Genomic DNA, 17,671 nt, shown 5'->3' with positions numbered 1-17,671 from the left:
GGAGTGCAGTGCCGGGGCTCAGCGACCATGGCCTGATCGCGCCAGGAGCCAGTCGGCACGTGCTTCCAGGCGAGTTCGGTCGCGAAGATGAGAAGACGGTGCGTGGGTGACCGCCACCGTCAGCGCCGCCTGTCGGGGAGACAATGCATCCAACCGCTTGCCGTATTCACGCTGTGCGAAGTGACTCAGGCCGGTGTCGATGCCGTTGTATGACTGCGATGCAAAAAGGCCATATAGCTGCGTGTCGTCCAAGTGAACCGGGAGCAGCATCCGCCACAGCAGCTCCTGCGCGTGACGCTGGGTCGCTCCCACCGCCTCTGTCCCGTAGACATGATTCAGCACTAGGCGCGTCGCATGCGGACGAGGTGAGCCCACACCGGCATCGATGAGATCGCGGATGGCCCGCGGGGGCGACGCGTCCTGCGGGTCGGCCTGCGCGAGCAGCGCTTCGATTCCGGCCACATGCGGCCTGACCGCCCACAGGTCGTAAGCGAGCAACCCGGCCAACGGCAGCCCGACCAGCACAGCGACCGCGTGGACGGCATGCCGGACCACGCGGCTCACGCGGGGCTAGAACCGGATCTTGCCGACGATGATGTCCTTGAACATCACCCAGTCGCCGGCGAAGGAATAGAACGGATGCTTGAAGGTGGCGGGCCGGTTCTTCTCGAAGAAGAAGTGGCCGACCCAGGCGAAGCCGTAGCCGCAGAACAGCGCGGCGAGCAGCCACCAGGCATTGCGGTCGACGATGGCCCACGCCAGCAACGCCAGCACCCCGCAGCTGCCGATGAAGTGCAGCCGGCGCGAGGTGCGGTTGCTGTGCTCGTTGAGATAGAACGGATAGAACTCGCGGAAGCTGGCGAAGCGGCTCATGTCCCCTCCCACAGGGTCAGGCGGCGCGTGGCGAGAACATGATCACCGCCATGCCGGCCAGGCACAAGCCGGCCCCCAGCAGGTCCCAACGGGTGGGCTTCACCGCGTCCATTGCCCACAGCCACGCGATGGCCATGCATACGTAGACGCCGCCGTAGGCCGCATAGACCCGGCCCGAGGCCGTGGGATGCAAGGTCAGCAACCAGGCGAACAGGGCGAGGCTGGCCGCCGCCGGCACCAGCAGCCAGGCGCTGCCGCCCTTGCGCAGCCACAGGTAAGGCAGATAGCAGCCGACGATCTCGGCCAGCGCGGTGACGAGGAACAGCAGCAGGGTCTTCATGCGGCAAGCCTACCGCAGGCCCGGTTCACGCCGGGCCGCGCTCACCCGCTTTCACGCGCGCCCACAGCGCTTCCTGCGCGTCCAGGTCCAGCGCGGACATCGCAGTGCCATCGGCGGCCGCGAGCGCTTCCATCGCACGGAAGCGGCGTTCGAACTTCAGGTTGGCCCGCCGCAGCGCACCGCCTACGTCCACCTTCGCGTGGCGTGCGAGGTTGGCGGCGACGAACAGCAGGTCGCCGATCTCATCCTCCAACCGCGCATCGCGTTCCGGCGAAGGCGCCGCGGCGAGTTCGACGCGGACCTCGTCGATCTCCTCGTGCAGCTTGTCGATCACCGGTGCGGGGTTCGGCCAATCGAAACCCACGCGCGCCGCGCGCGACTGCAGCTTCACCGCGCGCTGCCACTCGGGCAGCCCGCGCGACACGCCGGTGAGCGCAGAGGTGTCTTCTTCGCCGGCGGCCTTGCGCTCTTCCGCCTTGATCGCTTCCCAGTTGACGGTCTGCGCCTCGGCATCGGCGAACGAGGCATCGCCGAAGACATGCGGATGCCGGCGCACCATCTTGTCGCAGATGGCGTCCACCACGTCGTCGAATGCGAAGGCGCCCTGCTCCTGCGCCATCTGCGCGTGGAAGACGACCTGCAGCAGCAGGTCGCCCAGTTCGTCCTTCAGCGCGGGCAGGTCGCCGCGGTCGATCGCGTCGGCGACTTCATACGCTTCTTCGACCGTGTACGGGGCGATCGTCGAAAAATCCTGCTCCAGGTCCCACGGGCAACCCCCGTCCGGATCGCGCAGGCGGGCCATGATGGCCAGCAGCCGCGCGATGCCCGGCTCAGGCGCTGAGGACATGTCCATGCTCGTCCCCGAGCGCCCCGGACAGCCACGTGCGCCACGGCAGCGTCATGTCGCCCATCGCGACGAAGTCGCCGTTGAGCAGCGTCTCGCGGCGGTTGTAGCGGAACGCGCGCCCATCGGGCGCCAGCAGCGCGCCACCGGCGGCTTCCAGCACGCACTGCGCGGCGGCGGTGTCCCATTCGCTGGTCGGTCCGAAACGCGGATACACGTCGAGCGTGCCCTCCGCGATGCGGCAGAACTTCAGCGACGAGCCCAGCGACATCTCCTCGATACCGCCCATCGCGTCGAGGAACGCCTGCGTGCGCGCATCCCGGTGCGACCGGCTGGCGGCGACCTTCAGCGGCGCAGCGGCCGGCGAGCGCGTGCGGATCTGGGTGTCCACGTCGCCCACGCGGCGGTAGGCATTGCGGCCCTGGCGCGCGTGCCAGGTCTCGCCGGTCACCGGCGCGTGGACCACGCCGAAGATCGGTTCGTTCTGTTCGATCAGCGCGATGTTGACGGTGAATTCGCCATTGCGCTTGATGAACTCGCGGGTACCGTCCAGCGGATCCACCAGCCAGTAGGTCGGCCATTGGCTGCGTTCGGCCCACGGGATGTCCGCGGCTTCCTCCGACAGCACCGGCCATTGCGGGGTCAGCCGGCGCAGGCCGTCGGTGATGACGCGGTGCGCGGCCATGTCGGCGGCGGTCAGCGGGCTGTCGTCGGTCTTCTGCTGGACGTCGAAGGCGCCTTCGTACACGGCCATGATGGCCTGGCCCGCTTCGCGGGCGATGACGATGACGGCTTCGTGCAGGTCTGCGGTCATACGCGTCATGTCCGGTCTTTCAACCATTCGCGGGCGATGAACAACGCCGCGAGCGAACGGCCTTCCGAAAAATCCTCGCGCAGCATCAGCTGGTCGAGGTCTTGCAACTTCCAGGGCACTACTTCCAACTCCTCGGGTTCATCCCCCGGCAGGCGCTCGGGGTACAGGTCTCTTGCCACCACCAGCCAGGACTGGTGGCTCATGTAGGTGGGCGCCAGGGTCAGGCTGCGCAGGACGTCGAGCTGTCGCGCGCCGAAACCGGCTTCTTCCTTCAGTTCCCGGTCGGCCGCCTGCTCCGGCGTTTCGCCCGCATCGATCCGGCCCTTCACCAGGCCCAGTTCGTAGCGGTGCATGCCGGCGGCGTACTCGCGCACGAGCAGCACCGTGTCGTCGTCGCGCATCGGCACCACGACCACGGCGCCGTGGCCCTGCGAACGCAGGCGGTGGTAGCGCCGCCGCTCGCCGTTGCTGAACTCCAGGTCCAGCTCCTCGACATGGCGGTCCGGCCCGTCGGTGCGCTGGGTGATCCCGTGGATGATCGGCAGGCGGCTCATGCGCGGGAACGGCATCCACGCCAGGCGCGCGGGGCGCAGCGACGGCAGGGGGCGGGGGCCGATATCATGGGGGCATGCGACAAACGGATCATCAAGCCAGCATGCTAACAGAGGCGGACCAGTGGCGTGCCCGCGACCTGTCGGCGGTGTGGCATCCCTGCACCCAGATGCGTGAGCATCCGCACACCTTGCCGCTGGTGCCGATCGCGCGCGGCGAGGGCGCCTGGCTGGTCGGCTACGACGGCACGCGCTACCTGGACGCGGTCAGCAGTTGGTGGACGAACCTGTTCGGCCATGCAGAGCCCCGCATCGGCGCTGCCATCGCGGCCCAGGCCGGCGCGCTGGAACAGGTGATGCTGGCCGGCTTCACCCATGCGCCGGCGGTGGAGCTGGCCGAGCGCCTGCTGGCCCTCGCCCCGCGCCAGCCCGACCGTGCGCCGCTGTCCAAGGTGTTCTACGCCGACAACGGCTCGGCCGGCGTGGAGGTCGCACTGAAGATGGCGTTCCACTGGTTCCACAACCGCGGCGAACACCGGCGTACCAAGTTCATCGCGCTGGAGAACGGCTATCACGGCGAGACCCTGGGCGCGCTGGCGGTGGGCGACATCCCGCTGTACCGGCGCGTGTACGCACCGCTGCTCACCGAGGCCGTGTTCGCACCCTCGCCGGACGCCTATCTCGCCCGCGACGGGGAATCGCCCGCGGACTGCGCGGCGCGTGCCGCCGATGCGCTGGCGGCGTTGCTGGACCGGCATGCCGGGGAGGTCTGCGCGGTCATCGTCGAACCCCGCGTCCAGTGCGCGGGCGGCATGCGCATGCACCATCCCGACTACCTGGCGCGGGTGCGGGAACTCTGCGACGCGAACGGCGCCTTCCTGATCGCTGACGAGATCGCCGTCGGCTTCGGCCGCACGGGCACGTTGTTCGCGAGCGAGCAAAGCGGCGTGATGCCCGACCTGATGTGCCTGTCGAAGGGCCTCACCGGCGGGTTCATGCCGCTGGCGGCAGTGCTCGCCACCCAGGCGCTCTACGACGGATTCCTGGACGATTCGCGAGAACGCGCCTTCCTGCATTCGCACAGCTATACCGGCAATCCGCTGGCGTGTGCAGCCGCGCTGGCATCGCTGGACGTTTTCCGCGACGACGACATCCTCGCGCGCAATCGCGCGACGGCGCGCGCGATGACCGCGCTCGCGGAACCGCTGGCCGCGCACCGCCATGTCGCCGACGTACGCCAGGCCGGCATGGTGCTGGCCTTCGAACTCACCCGCGACGGCGACCGGGCCACGCCCTTCCCCGCCGCGGCGCGCGTCGGCCTGAAGGCCTATCGTGCCGCCCTGTCGCGCGGCGTCGTGCTGCGCCCGCTGGGCGACGTGCTGTACTGGATGCCACCCTACTGCGTGGATGCGGAGGACCTGCAGCATCTCGCCGACGTCACCCGCCACGCCATCGAGGAGGCCACCGCATGCGCATGACCCGCTGTTACGTGGACCTGCCGCTGCGCACAGGCACGCGCGTCGCCTTGCCCGACGCGACCGCCAACCACCTCGCCCGCGTACTGCGCCTGCGCGAAGGCGATGCCTGCGTGCTGTTCAACGGCGACGGCCACGATCATGGCGGCCGCATCATCACCATCAGCAAGCGCGAGGTCGTCGTCGAGCTCGGGGACGCGCGCGCCATCGAGACCGAATCGCCGCTGCACGTCACCCTGCTGCAGGGCATCGCGCGCGGCGAGAAGATGGACCTGATCCTGCAGAAGGCGACGGAACTGGGCGTCGCCGCGATCGTTCCGGTCGTGGCCGAACGCACCGAGGTCAAGCTGGATGCCGAGCGCACGGAGAAGCGCGTGGCGCACTGGCGCAGCGTCATCGCTTCGGCCTGCGAACAGAGCGGCCGTGCCCGGTTGCCGACGTTGGCGGCGCCGGCGGCACTCAACGATGCCGCACGCGCCATCGACGGCGATGCGATGCGCCTGACGCTCGACCCCGCCGGCGCCGTCTCGCTGGCGACCGTACAGGTCGCGACCGGTGCAGTGGTGGTGGCGATCGGACCGGAAGGCGGCTGGTCGCCGCGCGACCGCGAGATCCTCTCGGCCGCGGGATTCATCGGATTGCGGTTGGGGCCGCGCATCCTGCGCACGGAAACCGCCGGATTGGCTGCGATCGCTGCGCTGCAGTCCCGGTTCGGCGACCTGTAGGGCGGGCTCAAGCCCGCCGTCGCGCGACATCCCATCCAGCAAGCGGCGGAGCGGAGCGCCTGGTTCGCGGCGGCGGCAGGTGGGCCGGGGCCCACCTACTTAGCCTCAGGCCGCGTTGGCCAGCGCGTCGCCGATCATCGTTTCGATGATTTCCAGGTCCGGCAGCACCGCGGCTTCGTCGCCGAGCAGCACACGCACCTTGACGCCGACCGGCAGGTCTTCTTCGGTCGCGTCGGCCAGCAGGCCATCGCGCGGCACCGACACCAGGCGCGGGAAGGACGGCGTCAGCAGGGCGAAATACGGCCGGTCCTTGTCGCCGCTCAACGCCTTCAGCACCACGATCTTGCTGTTGAGCGCGACCGGGTCGTTGGAATTGCCGCTCAGGCGGCCGAACGCCACCAGCGGTACCGGCCAGCCATGCCAGTCGATCCGGCCGGGCAGCCAGTCCGGCATGCCATCGATGGGTTCGACAGGCGCACGGGTCAGCACTTCGGCGACGGTGGCATTGGGCAGCAGCAGGCGGTCTTCGCCCGCCTGGATCAGGACGCCGCGGATTTCGTCGTTGGAATGGGCCATCGTGTGTTCCTCAGAACCAGCGGTCGATCAGGCGCTGCGCGAGCTGCGCGGGCGAGCCGAGTTCGGCGCCATGGGCAGCGAGTGCGCGCGGCGCGGCGGGGTCGTAGCAGCCGTCCTGCGACTGGCCCATCACCAGGGCGCCCTGCGCACCGAGCGCGGCCACCGGCTCGACCAGCGCGGTATCGCTGCCGCTGAGCAGCAGTACGGCGCTGTCGGCGGGCGGCAGCTGCGAAATCATGGTGTGGATGACGGCACCGGGACGGAAGCCCACGACGCCGGCGTCGACCAGCGGCACGACGTCGCCGGGCATCACGTAGATGTGGCCGGGCTCGGCGGGCGTGCCGGCCTCCGCCAGCGCGACCGGCATGTGCGCCACGCGCTCCATCTGCCTCACGAGGTTGTCGTAACGGCCGCCATCCAGCCGCAGGTGCACGAGCACCGGCTTGGGAAACCCTTCGTGGAGTTCCGCCAGCAGCTTGCGCACGGCGTCGGGACCGCCGATGCCGGCGAACACCAGCACCGCACCCTGCACGCGCTGGGCGGCGTTGCCACTGGCGTCGAGCGGTTCCAGCGAAAGCGAGGACAGGTCGAACTTCGGCGCGGGCAGCGGCGGCGGGGTCGCCGCGGAAGGTTCGGGCAGCGGTGGCGGCACCGGTGCGGCAGGCGCCGCAGCCTGCGACGCGTTGCGCAGCCAGTCGTCCGCATCGATCACGTTGTCGTCGCCCTGTCGCACGGCGGGCCCGCCGGTATAGGCGAAGTCGTCACGCGGGAGTTCCTGGGCGATGTCCGCCGCTTCTTCCAGGTGCAGCGAGATTTCCGCGTCCTGGTGCAACTGCGCCGGCGTTACCGGCAGTCCCGGTTCCAGTTGCAGGCCGACTTCTTCTTCCCGGCCCGGCGGCAACACGTCCTGGTGGCCATGCAGCTTGGCGGCGAGGTGGCGCGCCCAGCGCTGGGCTTCCCAGCCCTGCCGGCGCGCGGCCAGCTCGGCCTCGTCGAAGATCACCGACACCGACGGATCGTGCAGCACGCCGTCGAAGCGCTCGAGGCTGTCCTCGATCGCCGGCTCGAGCGCGACCAGCACCACCTGCGGCGCGCTGGTGCCCAGCGCCTCCGCGTCGAGCGTGTTCGGATCGTCTTCCAGCACGATATCGGCGCCGGCTTCGTGCAGGGCCACCCGCAGGCGCTCGCGCGCTTCGCCCGGGCGGGCCAACAGGGCAACGCGCTTGGCTTCACTCACGGACACGGGCGATTCCCAGCAGGTCATAGACGTTGCGCAGCAGATCGAGCTCCTGATACGGCTTGCCGAGGTAGCGCTGCACGCCGATGTCGAACGCGCGCTGGCGGTGCTTGTCGCCGGTACGCGAAGTGATCATCACGATCGGCACGTCCTTGAAGCGCGGATCGGCCTTCATCGCCGTGGCCAGCTCGTAGCCGTCCATGCGCGGCATCTCGATGTCCAGCAGCATCAGGTCGGGGACGCGCTCTTCCAGCTTCTCCAGCGCTTCGACGCCGTCGCGCGCGGCGGCGACTTCGAAGTTGTGGCGTTCCAGCACGCGGCTGGTCACCTTGCGCATGGTCAGCGAGTCGTCCACCACCATCACCAGCGGCACGCGCCGCTGCTCGACGGCTGCCGTCGGCTGCGCGGGTTGCGCCGGCTGCGACAGATGGCGACGCACCAGCGGCGCGGCGTCGAGGATCACCACGACGCTGCCATCGCCGGTGATGGTCGCGCCGTAGATGCCCTGGATGGAGGCGATCTGCGGGCCCACCGGCTTGACCACGATTTCGCGGTTGCCCAGCACCTGGTCTACGGCGACGGCGGCGCGCAGGTCGCCCGCGCGCACCAGCAGCAGCGGCACCTGCGCCTGGCCTTCCGCCTTGGCGGGGCTGTGGCCCACGAGGTGGCCGAGGTTGTACAGCGGGTAGTCTTCGCCGGCGTAGTGGTACGTGCCAGCACCGGCGTTGAAGCGCGCGTGGCTGATGCGGCCGATGCCGCTCACCGCGGCGACCGGCACGGCGAACTGGGCCTCGCCGATCTGCACGAACACCGCCTGCGTGACCGCCAGCGTCTGCGGCAGGCGCAGGGTGAAGACAGCGCCCTTGCCGGGCGTGGAGGCGATGTCCAGCGAACCGCCGAGCTGGCGGACTTCGTTGTGGACGACGTCCATGCCCACGCCACGGCCCGCCAGCTGGCTGACCTTGTCGTAGGTGCTGAAGCCGGACTCCAGGATCAGACGATCGAGGTCGGCATCGGCCAACGTCGCACCGGGCTGGATCAGCCCGCGCTGTTCGGCGCGGCGGCGGATCGCGTCGCGGTTGAGGCCGGCGCCGTCGTCGGACACGACCAGCACCATTTCCGAACCTTCGCGACGCAGCGCGACCTGCACGGTGCCTTCTTCCGCCTTGCCCGCCTTGCGGCGATCCTTCGGCGATTCCAGGCCGTGCGCCACGGAGTTGCGCAACAGGTGCTCCAGCGGCGCGGTCATCCGCTCCAGCACGTTGCGATCCATTTCGCCGTGGGTACCCGACAGCTGCAGGCTGACCTGCTTGTGGGTGTCGGTACCGGCCTGGCGCAACACACGGCGCAAGCGCGGCACGATGCCTTCGAACGGCACCATGCGCGCACGCATCAGGCCATCCTGCAGCTCCGAACTGACGCGCGACTGCTGCTGCAGCAGGCTGTCGTACTGGCGCGACAGGTCGTCCAGCACGCCCTGCAGACCGCTGATGTCGGCGGCGGATTCGGCCAGCGCGCGGCTGAGCTGCTGCAACGTGGAGAAACGGTCCAGCTCGAGCGGATCGAACGTGGGGTCCTGCTTCTCGTGCTCGCGCTGGTAGCGGGCGACGATCTGCGCTTCCGTCTCGAGGTCGAGACGACGCAGCTGGTCGTGCAGACGGATGTTGGTGCGGTCCAGTTCGGCCATGGCCCCGCGGAACGCACCGAGCTGCTGTTCCAGGCGCGCGCGGTAGATGGCGACTTCGCCCGCATGGTTAACCAGGCGGTCCAGGAGGTCGGCGCGGACGCGCACCTGCTCCTGCTGGCCCATCGGGAAGAATTCTTCCTCCGCGTGCGCCGTCAGGTCGGTCTCGATCGGCGCCGACAACGGCGCCAGCTCCACCGGTGCGGCCGGCGCATCGATCTCGGCCGGCGCATCCGGCAGTTCGATGCCACGGGCACGCGCGTTGAACTCGGCGATCATCCCGTCGGGGATGGTCACGGTGCGACGGGCAGTGACGCGCGCGAGCTGGCCGTGCAGCGTGTCGAAACCCCGCTCCAGCAGCTGGATCGCGCGGCGGTCCAGTTCGGTGCGCTGACCGACGATCGACTCCAACATCGATTCGATCGCGTGGCCCAGATCGCCGACGGCGTGGATGCCCGCCATGCGCGCGCCGCCCTTCAGCGTATGCAGATCGCGCTGCAGGCTGATGATCAGCGTGCGGTCCTCGGGCGTCTCGCGCAGCTTGGCCAGCAGGTCGTCGGAGTGATCGAGCAGGTCGTTGCCTTCCTCGATGAAGATCTCCACCAGGTCCAGGTCCAGACCGGTCAGGTCGAGGGCCTCTTCCGGCTCCGGCATGTCGGCGGGCGCACTGGTCACGACAGACTCCTCGGCTTCGGCGGAGGCGACGACTTCAGGCAGGGCAGGTTCGCTGGCGTCCGGCGTGTCGGCGGACGTGCCGACGACGGCGTCAACGAGCTGCGCGACGGACACCTCTTCAGGCGCCGCTGTTTCAGCGACGATCTCTTCGAGGGTTGCTTCTTCCCCGGCGGCGTCTGCGACGCTCTCGTCGGCGGTGGACGCTTCCGCGTCGGCGACGTCTTCGGCAATCGCCTCTTCGACGGCCGGCGCCTCGAAGGCCGCTTCTTCGATGATCGGAACCTCGACAGCCGTCTCTTCGCTCACGCTCGCGTCGACGGTATCCGCTTCGACAGCGGTCTCATCGATAGCGGCTTCTTCGGATGCGGGCTCCACGATCGCTTCGACCGGGACATCTTCGACGGACGGCTCATCGATCGCGCCGTCTTCCGCCGGCATCGTTTCGGCGCCGATGTCGTCGACGGGCGCGGCGGCATCCCCGGCCCCGCCATCGGCCGTTTCCGTCAGGAAGGCAGGCAGGTCGGCGTCCACGACGAGCGCATCGTCGATGGCGCCATCGTCCACCGTCCCGATGGCCGCATCCGCTGTGCTGTCCGCGGGAGCGGCGGAGGGTTCGTCGGCGTCGACGGTACCTGCCGCGGCGTCCACTTCATCCGCACGGCTGCGCGGCAGGATGCGGTAATCGATGTCGTAGAACGTCACTTCCGGCGACGCTGCCACCGGAGATACCTCGGCGGTCGCGGACTGTTCGGTGCTCTCGACCGCGGCGACATCCGGCACCAGATCGCCGCCGGCGCCATGCGCCGTGTCGTCCAGGTACGCCGACAGGTCGAGCGCGGCGAGTTCGACGTCGGTCGGCGTGACCGGCGGCGCGATCGTCGGCATCTGCTCGACGTAAGTGCCCTGATGCGTGTCGTCGACGATCTGCGCGCCGTGGCGCTGCTCGGGGAGGCTGTCGCGCAACGCGACCAGCTGACCAGCGAGTGCGGCGAACACGGGGATGCGCGGCGAAGGCGCCTGCAACGCCGCCACGCTGCGACGGATCGCCTGCGCGGTGTCGGCGATGGCGGACACGCCTTCCGGCGTCGGCGTTTCGCCGGCGGCTAGCAGGCGCTTCACGTACTGCTCCGCGGACGAGGTGACCTCGGTGATTTCCGGCACGTCGGCCATCGCCAGCGCACCGTTCATCGTGTGCACGGCACGCAGCAGTTCCTCGGTCACCGGGACCGCGTCGACCTGCGCCTTCAGCAGCCAGGTATCGACCGTGTCGAGATGGTTGTCGACCTCGACTTCCAGGATCTCGCGCAGCACGGCATCGACGGAGGCGGGCGTACCTTCGGTCTCCGGTTCGAACACCGCCGGCACATCCTCGATCGCCGGGGTGGCGATCGCCGCAGGCGCGGGTTCGACGAACTCGGCGTCTTCGTCCACGACGGTCGGCTGGGCGCTGTAGTACGCCTCCTCGCCTGCCGCCAGGCGGTCGGCGACGTCCTGGATGCCGGCCAGGTCGGCCGTCACGCTGCCCTGGCCGCGCAAGGCGGCATTGAGCTGCGGGAGCGCATCGCAGGCCAGCTCGAGCAACGCCTCGACGGCATGGCTGGGTTCGCGCGTGCGATCGAGCACGCGATTGAGCATGTTCTCGACCCTCCAGCTGAACTCGCCGAGCGTCTTGGCGCCGACCAAACGGCCGCTGCCCTTGAGCGTGTGGAACACGCGGCGGATCGGCCGCAGGCGCTCCAGGTCCTCGGGATTGCTGCGCCACGCCGGCAGCAGCTGGCGGAGGTTGACGATCTCCTCGTCGAATTCCTCGAGGAAGACCTCGCGGATCTCGTCGTCGATGTCGGTCGCATCGCTGTCGAAGCCACCGACCACCGTCGCCGCCGGCAGGGCCGCTGCGGCAGCCGCGATTTCATGGCGCAGGTCCGGCAGGATTTCTTCTTCCGCCTCGACCGGTGCACCCGCGATGGCGGCGGGCTCGTCGATCTCCGCGGGGGCCTCGACGATCGGCGCTTCGGCGGCCGTGTCGTGCTCCAGCTCGACGGTGAACGTCGTGGCTTCAGGGCCCGCATCGGCTTCTTCGAAGCCCACGGGATCGAACGGATTCGCTTCGGCCAGCGCCGGCGCGGCGTCGACCGGCTCCAGCGTCAGTGCGCCGAAGGTGGACGCATCGGCAGCTTCCGCCGCCGTTTCGGCAGGCACGGATGCGTCGGCCGGTGCCGTCACCGCTTCGGCCACCGGTTCCGGCACGGCGGCGACCGCCGCGATCGCCGGCTCGACGGCAGCCGGCGCTTCCGGCGGCAACGGCCAGTAACGCAAGGCTTCCAGGCTGCCGCGGGTGATCTCGAGGATGTCCTCGCGGTTCGGCCGGCGCTCGCGCAGCGCCTCCAGGTAGTACTCCAGGCTGGCCATCGCGTCGGCCAGCGTGTCCAGCTGCTGGCCGCCGGGCACGCGCTTCTTGCCGATCAATTCGCTACTGACATAACGGCGCACGCCGACCACATAGTCACCGGCCTGGGCCAGTTCGAGCATGCGCAGCGCGCCGGCCACTTCGTCGAGCAGGCGCGGGACATCGGTCAGCTCGCCGTGGTCCCAGTTGGTCTCGATGAACGCCACGAAACGCTCGCGCGCACCGGCGAAATTGATGATCGCTTCCTGCGCCAGCACCTCGACGGTGCGCTGCGATTCGGCCGCGCTCGGGTCGGGGCCCGCATCGCCGGCGCTACCCAGTCGGGCGACCTGGTCGTCCAGCGAGGCATCCACGTAGAGCAAGGCGCCGGCGACATCGAGCAGCGTGCCCTCGTCCGCCGGGCGGCTGCCCGCCACGACCTCGCGCAGGGTGTCGCGCTGCTGCATGACCACGTCGCGCGCCACGCCCAGGCCCATCATGCCGAGCGTATCCGCGACGTTGCCGAGTTCGGCCACCTGCGGCTCGAGCTCCTGCGCATCGTTGCCGGTGCGCAGGTGCAGGTCGAGCGCGTCCTTCACGCGCAGCAGCTCTTCCTTCACCGCGTTGCCGACCGTGTCCAGCAGTTCGCGGTTGCGGCCGGTCAGGCTGCTGCGCGCGTGGTCGATCTCGGCTTCGCTGGGCGTCGCCTCGTCCGTCGTACCGCCCGGGAACAGCATGCTTTCGTTGAGGCCTGCGGCGCCGCGCGCCGCACGGATCTCGTTGAGCAGCGGCAGCAGCACGATGGGGATGTCGCGGTGCCCCTCCTGCAGCCGCTCGAGATAGTCGGGCAGCAGCACCGCGCCACGCATCAGGGTGGCGCAGGCTTCGTCGCGGTCGCCGATGCCGCCATCCTGCAACGCCCTGGCGAGCAGTTCGAGCTCTTCCGCCACCATCGCGGGCGCATACAGCTCCACCATGCGCAGGGTGCCCTGCACCTGGTGCAGGTAGCCGGCGCAGAAGCGCATGCGGCTGGTGTCCGCGGGCGCCTCGACGAAAGACTCGATCTCCTGCCTCACCAGTCGCAGGGTCTCGTCCAGCTCGGGCTTCACCCAGCCGAGCACGGCATGGCTCATGGCCTCGCGCAGCGCGCTCATCGGCGAGCCCCCGCGGTGGCGGTGGAACCGTCAGCCTCGCACTGCAGGCGGGCGGGATGGGGTAGGAAATTCATGCGGTACGTCCCGTCCTCAGCCCGGCAGCTTGAAGTCGGCGACCGAACGGCGCAGGTCGGACGCGAGCTGCGCCAGATGGCCGATCGACTCGGCGGTCTGCCCCGCGCCCAACGACGTCTGCGAAGTGATCTGCCGGATCACGCCCATGGTCTGGGTGATGTCCAGTGCCGCGGTGGACTGCTGCTGTGCGGCCGAGGAGATGTTCTTGATGAGGTTGTTGAGGTCGTTCGACACGCGTTCGATCTCGCCCAGCGCGGTACCGGCGTCCTCGGCCAGGCGCGCACCGGACACCACCTCGGCGGTGGTCTGCTCCATCGAGCTGACCGCTTCGTTGGTGTCGGCCTGAATCGTCTGAACCAGCGATTCGATGCGGCGCGTCGCGCCCGAGGTGCGTTCGGCGAGGCGTTGCACTTCGTCGGCCACGACCGCGAAACCGCGGCCCGCTTCGCCGGCCGAGGCCGCCTGCACGGCCGCGTTGAGCGCCAGGATGTTGGTCTGCTCGGAAATGTCGTTGATCAGTTCCACGACCGAGCCGATTTCCTGGGACGACTCGCCCAGACGCTTGATGCGCTTGGAGGTTTCCTGGATCTGGTCGCGGATCTGGTCCATGCCGCGGATCGTCTCGCGCACCACGCCGGCACCCTCGGTCGCGATCTGCACCGAGCGTTGCGCCACTTCCGCGGACTCGGTGGAGTTCTTCGACACCTGGTCGATGCTGGTCGCGATTTCGCTGATGCGGTCGGACGCGGTGGTGATCTGGTCGGCCTGGTGGCCGGCAGCCTCCGCCAGTTGCAACGCGGTGGCCTGGGTTTCCTGGGTCGACGCCGCCACCTGCACCGAGGTGTCGTTGATCGTGGTCACCAGGTTGCGCAGCTCGTCCACGGCGTAGTTGATGGCGTCCGCGATGGCGCCGGTCATGTCCTCGGTCACCGAGGCCTTCACCGTCAGGTCGCCTTCACCCAGCGAACTGATTTCGTCCAGCAGCCGCATGATCGCCTGCTGGTTGCGGCTGTTGTATTCCACCTGCGTCTGGTAGCGCATTTCCTGCTCGCGCTGACGGGTGCGGTACAGCGACCACAGCAGACCGATAATCGAGATCAGCGCCGCGATACCGGAGGCGATGCCGAGCCAGAAGTTCGGAAACAGGCGCGTATCGCGCACGGAACCGAACGCGGAGAACGCCTGGAACAGGTTGGTGCTGTCCTGGAGCATCTGGCCGGAGCCGTTGGTCAGCGCCGCCGCCGCGCCCTGCGCGGCGAACAGGTTGCGCGAGCTGGCCAGGATGGCGTCCAGGTCCTTCTTCATCGTCGCCCACAGCGTCTGCGAATTCTGTAGCGCGGCCAGCGCGGCCCCATTGCGGACCGGAGCAATGCCCAGTTCGGCGTTGCCGTTGCGCAGGCCTTCCAGCACCTGGCCGAACAGCACGGCGTCGCGGCCCAGCGCGTCGCCGGCGGTGGAGGCCCCCGCGCCACCCGCGCGGATTTCCGTCACGCGGCGGGCCATGGTGCCCGCCAGCACGACCTGCTGCAGGGCGCTGTAGATCTGCGACGACGGCGCGCCGCCGGCCGACATGGCGCGCACCACTTCGTTGAGCTGCGCCTGCAGGCTCGGCACCTGGCCGGCGAAGCGGTCGGCGTTGCCGGCCAGCGCCAGCACGGCCGCTTCCGAAGCGACGATCTGGTCCGCGCTCTTGCCCAAAGGCGCCCAGGTAGCGGCCAGCTTCTCCAGCGGACCGGAGATCGCGCCCTCGTTGCCGAAGCGCGATTGCAGGTCGGATACGGTGGACTCGACGGACTGCTTGGTTTCCTTGAATGCCTTGAATGCCGTCGCGTTGCCGGCGACCGCCTCACGGCCCTGGTTGGCCAGCTGCTGCGAGAGCACGCGCATGTCCGATGCGCCGGTGCTGGCGCCGGAGAGGCGGCTGCCCTGGTAGGTGGCCACGCCCGTGTTGGCACCGAATACGATCACCGAGATCGCCAGCAGCGCCAGCCAGAAGCTATTGCTGAAACTGCCGATCTTGCTGGCGGTAGGAGAATCCGACGCAGTGCTCATTTTTCAACCCCTGGAAAATAGCGTGTCGTCCGCGCTCAGAGCGCGGCTTGGCGGAACTCGGGCGTGCGCGCGAGCAGACCCAGCGCGAACACACCCCACTGCTGGTCGTCGCTGGCGAAAGCCCGCTCGATGAAATGCGCGTAGCGGCCGTCCGCCAGATCCCCCGGCTCGACCTGCTGCGATTCGTGGAAGCTGCGCTGGCCATACAGCTCGTCGATGGTCAGCGCGACGTCACCGCCGGCCTGCCGCATGACCAGCACGCGCTGGCCTTCGTGCAGCACGGTGCGCTCGCCCTCGAGGAACTGCTTCAGGTCCACCACCGGGAACAGGTTGCCTCGCAGGTTGCCGATCCCCAGCAGCCACGGCTGCGCGCCCGGCACCGGCGTGACCGGCGGCATCGGCACGATTTCCACCACTTCCCCGAAGTTGGAAATCAGCCGGCGCTTGCCTACCCGGTAGCCGACGCCGCGGTACTGGTCCTGCGCGATTTCGCGCGCGGGCTGGGCCACGGCATGCGCCAGGCTGCGGCGCTCGTATTCGGCCAGCGTATCGAACGGTGTGCGGATCATCGCGCGCCCCCTGTGCACTCAGTGCGATTGGTCCCCATGTCGCCAGCCCCTCAGGTGCTGACGTGGGCGCGGATGGCGTCGAGGAGTTCCTCGCGCGTGAACGGCTTGGTCAGGTATTGCTCCGAGCCGACGATGCGTCCGCGCGCCTTGTCGAACAGGCTGTCCTTGGACGAGAGCATGATGACCGGCGTGGACTTGAAGACCTGGTTGTTCTTGATGAGCGCGCAGGTCTGATACCCGTCCAGGCGCGGCATCATGATGTCCACGAAGATGATCTGCGGCTGCTGGTCGGCGATCTTGGCGAGCGCCTCGAACCCGTCCGTCGCCGTCACCACCTCGCAACCCTCGCGTTTCAGCAGGGTTTCCGCGGTGCGGCGGATGGTTTTCGAGTCATCGATGACCATGACCCGTAGGCCGTTGAGTCCGCCGGCCTGGCCTTCATTCTGCGTCATTACCTGTTTTCCCCATGCGCGCGCGGCTTCATTGACGAACTGGCCGCGCTGCGTTGCCTGCTTATATCCCCTATCCCGGCGCGCACTGTCAAGCCGCGCCCCCGCGGGCCATTTGGCTGAACGGCGCGATGCGATCCACGTCTCAATTTCCGGACGCCCGCGGAATGCCCCGTTCCGCCCTTGCCGGGCAGGCCGTCCGGTGCCGCCTGATACCATCGCACGCTCATCCGCAGAACCGCCCCCATGCCGCTGGACATCGTCGTCGTCATGGACCCGATCGGGTCCATCAAGATCGCCAAGGACACCACCTTCGCCATGCTGCTGGAGGCCCAGCGGCGCGGGCACCGGCTGCACTACGTCACCCCGGGCCGGCTGGCCCTGCGCGATGGCCGCGCCTTCGCCCAGGTCGCCCCGCTGACCGTCAAGGACGACAAGGCCGGTTGGTTCACCCTGGGCGAGGCGCATGAGCTCGCCTTCGGCCCCGGCCAGGTCGTGCTGATGCGCAAGGACCCGCCCGTCGACGACCAGTACCTCTACGACACCCACGTGCTGGGCATCGCCCAACAGGCCGGTGCGTTGATCGTCAACGACCCGCAGGGCCTGCGCGACTACAACGAGAAGCTGGCCGCCCTGCTCTTCCCGCAGTGCTGTCCGCCGACTCTGGTCAGCCGCGACCCCGCCGCACTGAAGGCCTTCGTCGCCGAGCACGGCGAGGCGGTGCTGAAGCCGCTGGACGGCATGGGCGGCCGCTCGATCTTCCGGGTGAAGGCCGGCGACCCCAACACCAACGTCATCCTGGAAACCCTGGTCGGGCCCGGCCATCTGACTCTGGCGCAGCGGTTCATCCCCGGCATCAAGGACGGCGACAAGCGCGTGCTGCTGATCGACGGCGAACCGGTCGACTACGCCCTGGCCCGCATTCCGCAGGGCGACGAGTTCCGCGGCAACCTGGCCGCCGGCGGCCGTGGCGAAGGCCGCCCGCTGAGCGACCGGGACCGCTGGATCGCCGCCCAGGTGGGCCCGGAGATGAAGCGCCGCGGCATGCTGTTCGTCGGCCTGGACGTCATCGGCGACTACCTGACCGAAGTCAACGTCACCAGCCCGACCTGCGTGCGCGAGCTCGACGCCCAGTACGGTCTGAACATCGCCGGCCAGTTGTTCGACGCCATCGAGAAGAAGCTCGCCTGAG

Annotated in this window: 15 protein-coding genes; 3 read left to right on the top strand and 12 right to left on the bottom strand. The window is 69.1% G+C overall.

Annotated features, from left to right (window positions below; translation table 11 throughout):
- Positions 1-18: 18 nt before the first annotated feature.
- Genes BLT45_RS05270 through nudE form a run of 6 tightly spaced genes read right to left on the bottom strand, consistent with a single transcriptional unit; the run spans position 19 to position 3,425 of the window.
- A complete protein-coding gene (locus tag BLT45_RS05270) occupies positions 19-564 on the bottom strand; it encodes a hypothetical protein (protein WP_093296068.1) in 546 nt (181 codons plus the stop codon).
- Positions 565-570: 6 nt separating this feature from the next.
- On the bottom strand, positions 571-873 hold the full coding sequence (locus BLT45_RS05265) for an Mpo1-like protein (RefSeq protein ID WP_093296065.1): 303 nt from the start codon (positions 871-873) through the stop codon (positions 571-573).
- A 16-nt stretch (positions 874-889) separates the two neighbouring features.
- Positions 890-1,213 (bottom strand): YnfA family protein, encoded by a 324-nt coding sequence (locus BLT45_RS05260; protein WP_093296062.1) that lies wholly within the window; start codon positions 1,211-1,213, stop codon positions 890-892.
- 25 nt (positions 1,214-1,238) lie between these two features.
- Positions 1,239-2,060 carry a nucleoside triphosphate pyrophosphohydrolase gene (gene mazG, locus BLT45_RS05255; RefSeq protein WP_093296059.1) on the bottom strand — a complete coding sequence of 274 codons (822 nt, stop codon included), beginning with the start codon at positions 2,058-2,060 and terminating at the stop codon, positions 1,239-1,241.
- Positions 2,044-2,880, bottom strand: coding sequence for a 3'(2'),5'-bisphosphate nucleotidase CysQ (gene cysQ / locus BLT45_RS05250; RefSeq protein ID WP_093296056.1), 837 nt, complete (start codon positions 2,878-2,880; stop codon positions 2,044-2,046). The genes mazG and cysQ overlap by 17 nt, the downstream gene beginning before the upstream one ends.
- The gene (gene nudE, locus BLT45_RS05245; protein WP_093296053.1) at positions 2,877-3,425 is read right to left on the bottom strand and encodes an ADP compounds hydrolase NudE; all 549 of its coding nucleotides are present in this window, start codon (positions 3,423-3,425) and stop codon (positions 2,877-2,879) included. The genes cysQ and nudE overlap by 4 nt, the downstream gene beginning before the upstream one ends.
- 74 nt (positions 3,426-3,499) lie before the next feature.
- Here nudE and bioA point away from each other — a divergent pair, with 74 nt between their 5' ends.
- Together bioA and BLT45_RS05235 are read left to right on the top strand one after the other, a co-directional pair.
- Positions 3,500-4,900: an adenosylmethionine--8-amino-7-oxononanoate transaminase gene (gene bioA / locus BLT45_RS05240; protein ID WP_093296050.1), complete on the top strand. Its 1,401-nt coding sequence runs from the start codon at positions 3,500-3,502 to the stop codon at positions 4,898-4,900.
- Positions 4,891-5,622, top strand: a complete 732-nt coding sequence (locus BLT45_RS05235; RefSeq protein WP_093296047.1) for a 16S rRNA (uracil(1498)-N(3))-methyltransferase — start codon at positions 4,891-4,893, stop codon at positions 5,620-5,622. Before bioA ends, BLT45_RS05235 begins: the two co-directional genes overlap by 10 nt.
- A 105-nt stretch (positions 5,623-5,727) precedes the next feature.
- Here BLT45_RS05235 and BLT45_RS05230 read toward each other — a convergent pair whose 3' ends face one another.
- The 6 genes from BLT45_RS05230 to BLT45_RS05205 all read right to left on the bottom strand — a co-directional run bounded on the left by BLT45_RS05230 (position 5,728) and on the right by BLT45_RS05205 (position 16,482).
- Positions 5,728-6,198, bottom strand: a complete 471-nt coding sequence (locus BLT45_RS05230; protein WP_093296044.1) for a chemotaxis protein CheW — start codon at positions 6,196-6,198, stop codon at positions 5,728-5,730.
- 10 nt (positions 6,199-6,208) lie between these two features.
- Complete coding sequence (locus BLT45_RS05225) at positions 6,209-7,462, bottom strand: chemotaxis protein CheB (RefSeq protein ID WP_093296041.1); 1,254 nt, start codon at positions 7,460-7,462, stop codon at positions 6,209-6,211.
- Positions 7,428-13,334: an Hpt domain-containing protein gene (locus BLT45_RS05220; RefSeq protein WP_093296038.1), complete on the bottom strand. Its 5,907-nt coding sequence runs from the start codon at positions 13,332-13,334 to the stop codon at positions 7,428-7,430. Before BLT45_RS05220 ends, BLT45_RS05225 begins: the two co-directional genes overlap by 35 nt.
- A gap of 90 nt (positions 13,335-13,424) precedes the next feature.
- Complete coding sequence (locus BLT45_RS05215) at positions 13,425-15,461, bottom strand: methyl-accepting chemotaxis protein (protein WP_093296035.1); 2,037 nt, start codon at positions 15,459-15,461, stop codon at positions 13,425-13,427.
- 35 nt (positions 15,462-15,496) lie between these two features.
- Positions 15,497-16,027 carry a chemotaxis protein CheW gene (locus BLT45_RS05210; RefSeq protein ID WP_175455804.1) on the bottom strand — a complete coding sequence of 177 codons (531 nt, stop codon included), beginning with the start codon at positions 16,025-16,027 and terminating at the stop codon, positions 15,497-15,499.
- Between the two features lie 53 nt (positions 16,028-16,080).
- Entirely contained in the window at positions 16,081-16,482 is a 402-nt protein-coding gene (locus tag BLT45_RS05205; RefSeq protein WP_056879689.1) for a response regulator, read from the bottom strand.
- A 243-nt stretch (positions 16,483-16,725) separates the two neighbouring features.
- Between BLT45_RS05205 and gshB the strand changes: the two genes are divergently transcribed.
- Positions 16,726-17,670 carry a glutathione synthase gene (gene gshB, locus BLT45_RS05200; protein ID WP_093296029.1) on the top strand — a complete coding sequence of 315 codons (945 nt, stop codon included), beginning with the start codon at positions 16,726-16,728 and terminating at the stop codon, positions 17,668-17,670.
- The last annotated feature ends 1 nt before the right edge of the window (position 17,671 follow it).

Source organism: Pseudoxanthomonas sp. CF385, assembly GCF_900104255.1.
Lineage (GTDB): Bacteria > Pseudomonadota > Gammaproteobacteria > Xanthomonadales > Xanthomonadaceae > Pseudoxanthomonas_A.
Note: the sequence above shows the minus strand (reverse complement) of the source record. Positions and strands in the feature narration are given on the sequence as shown.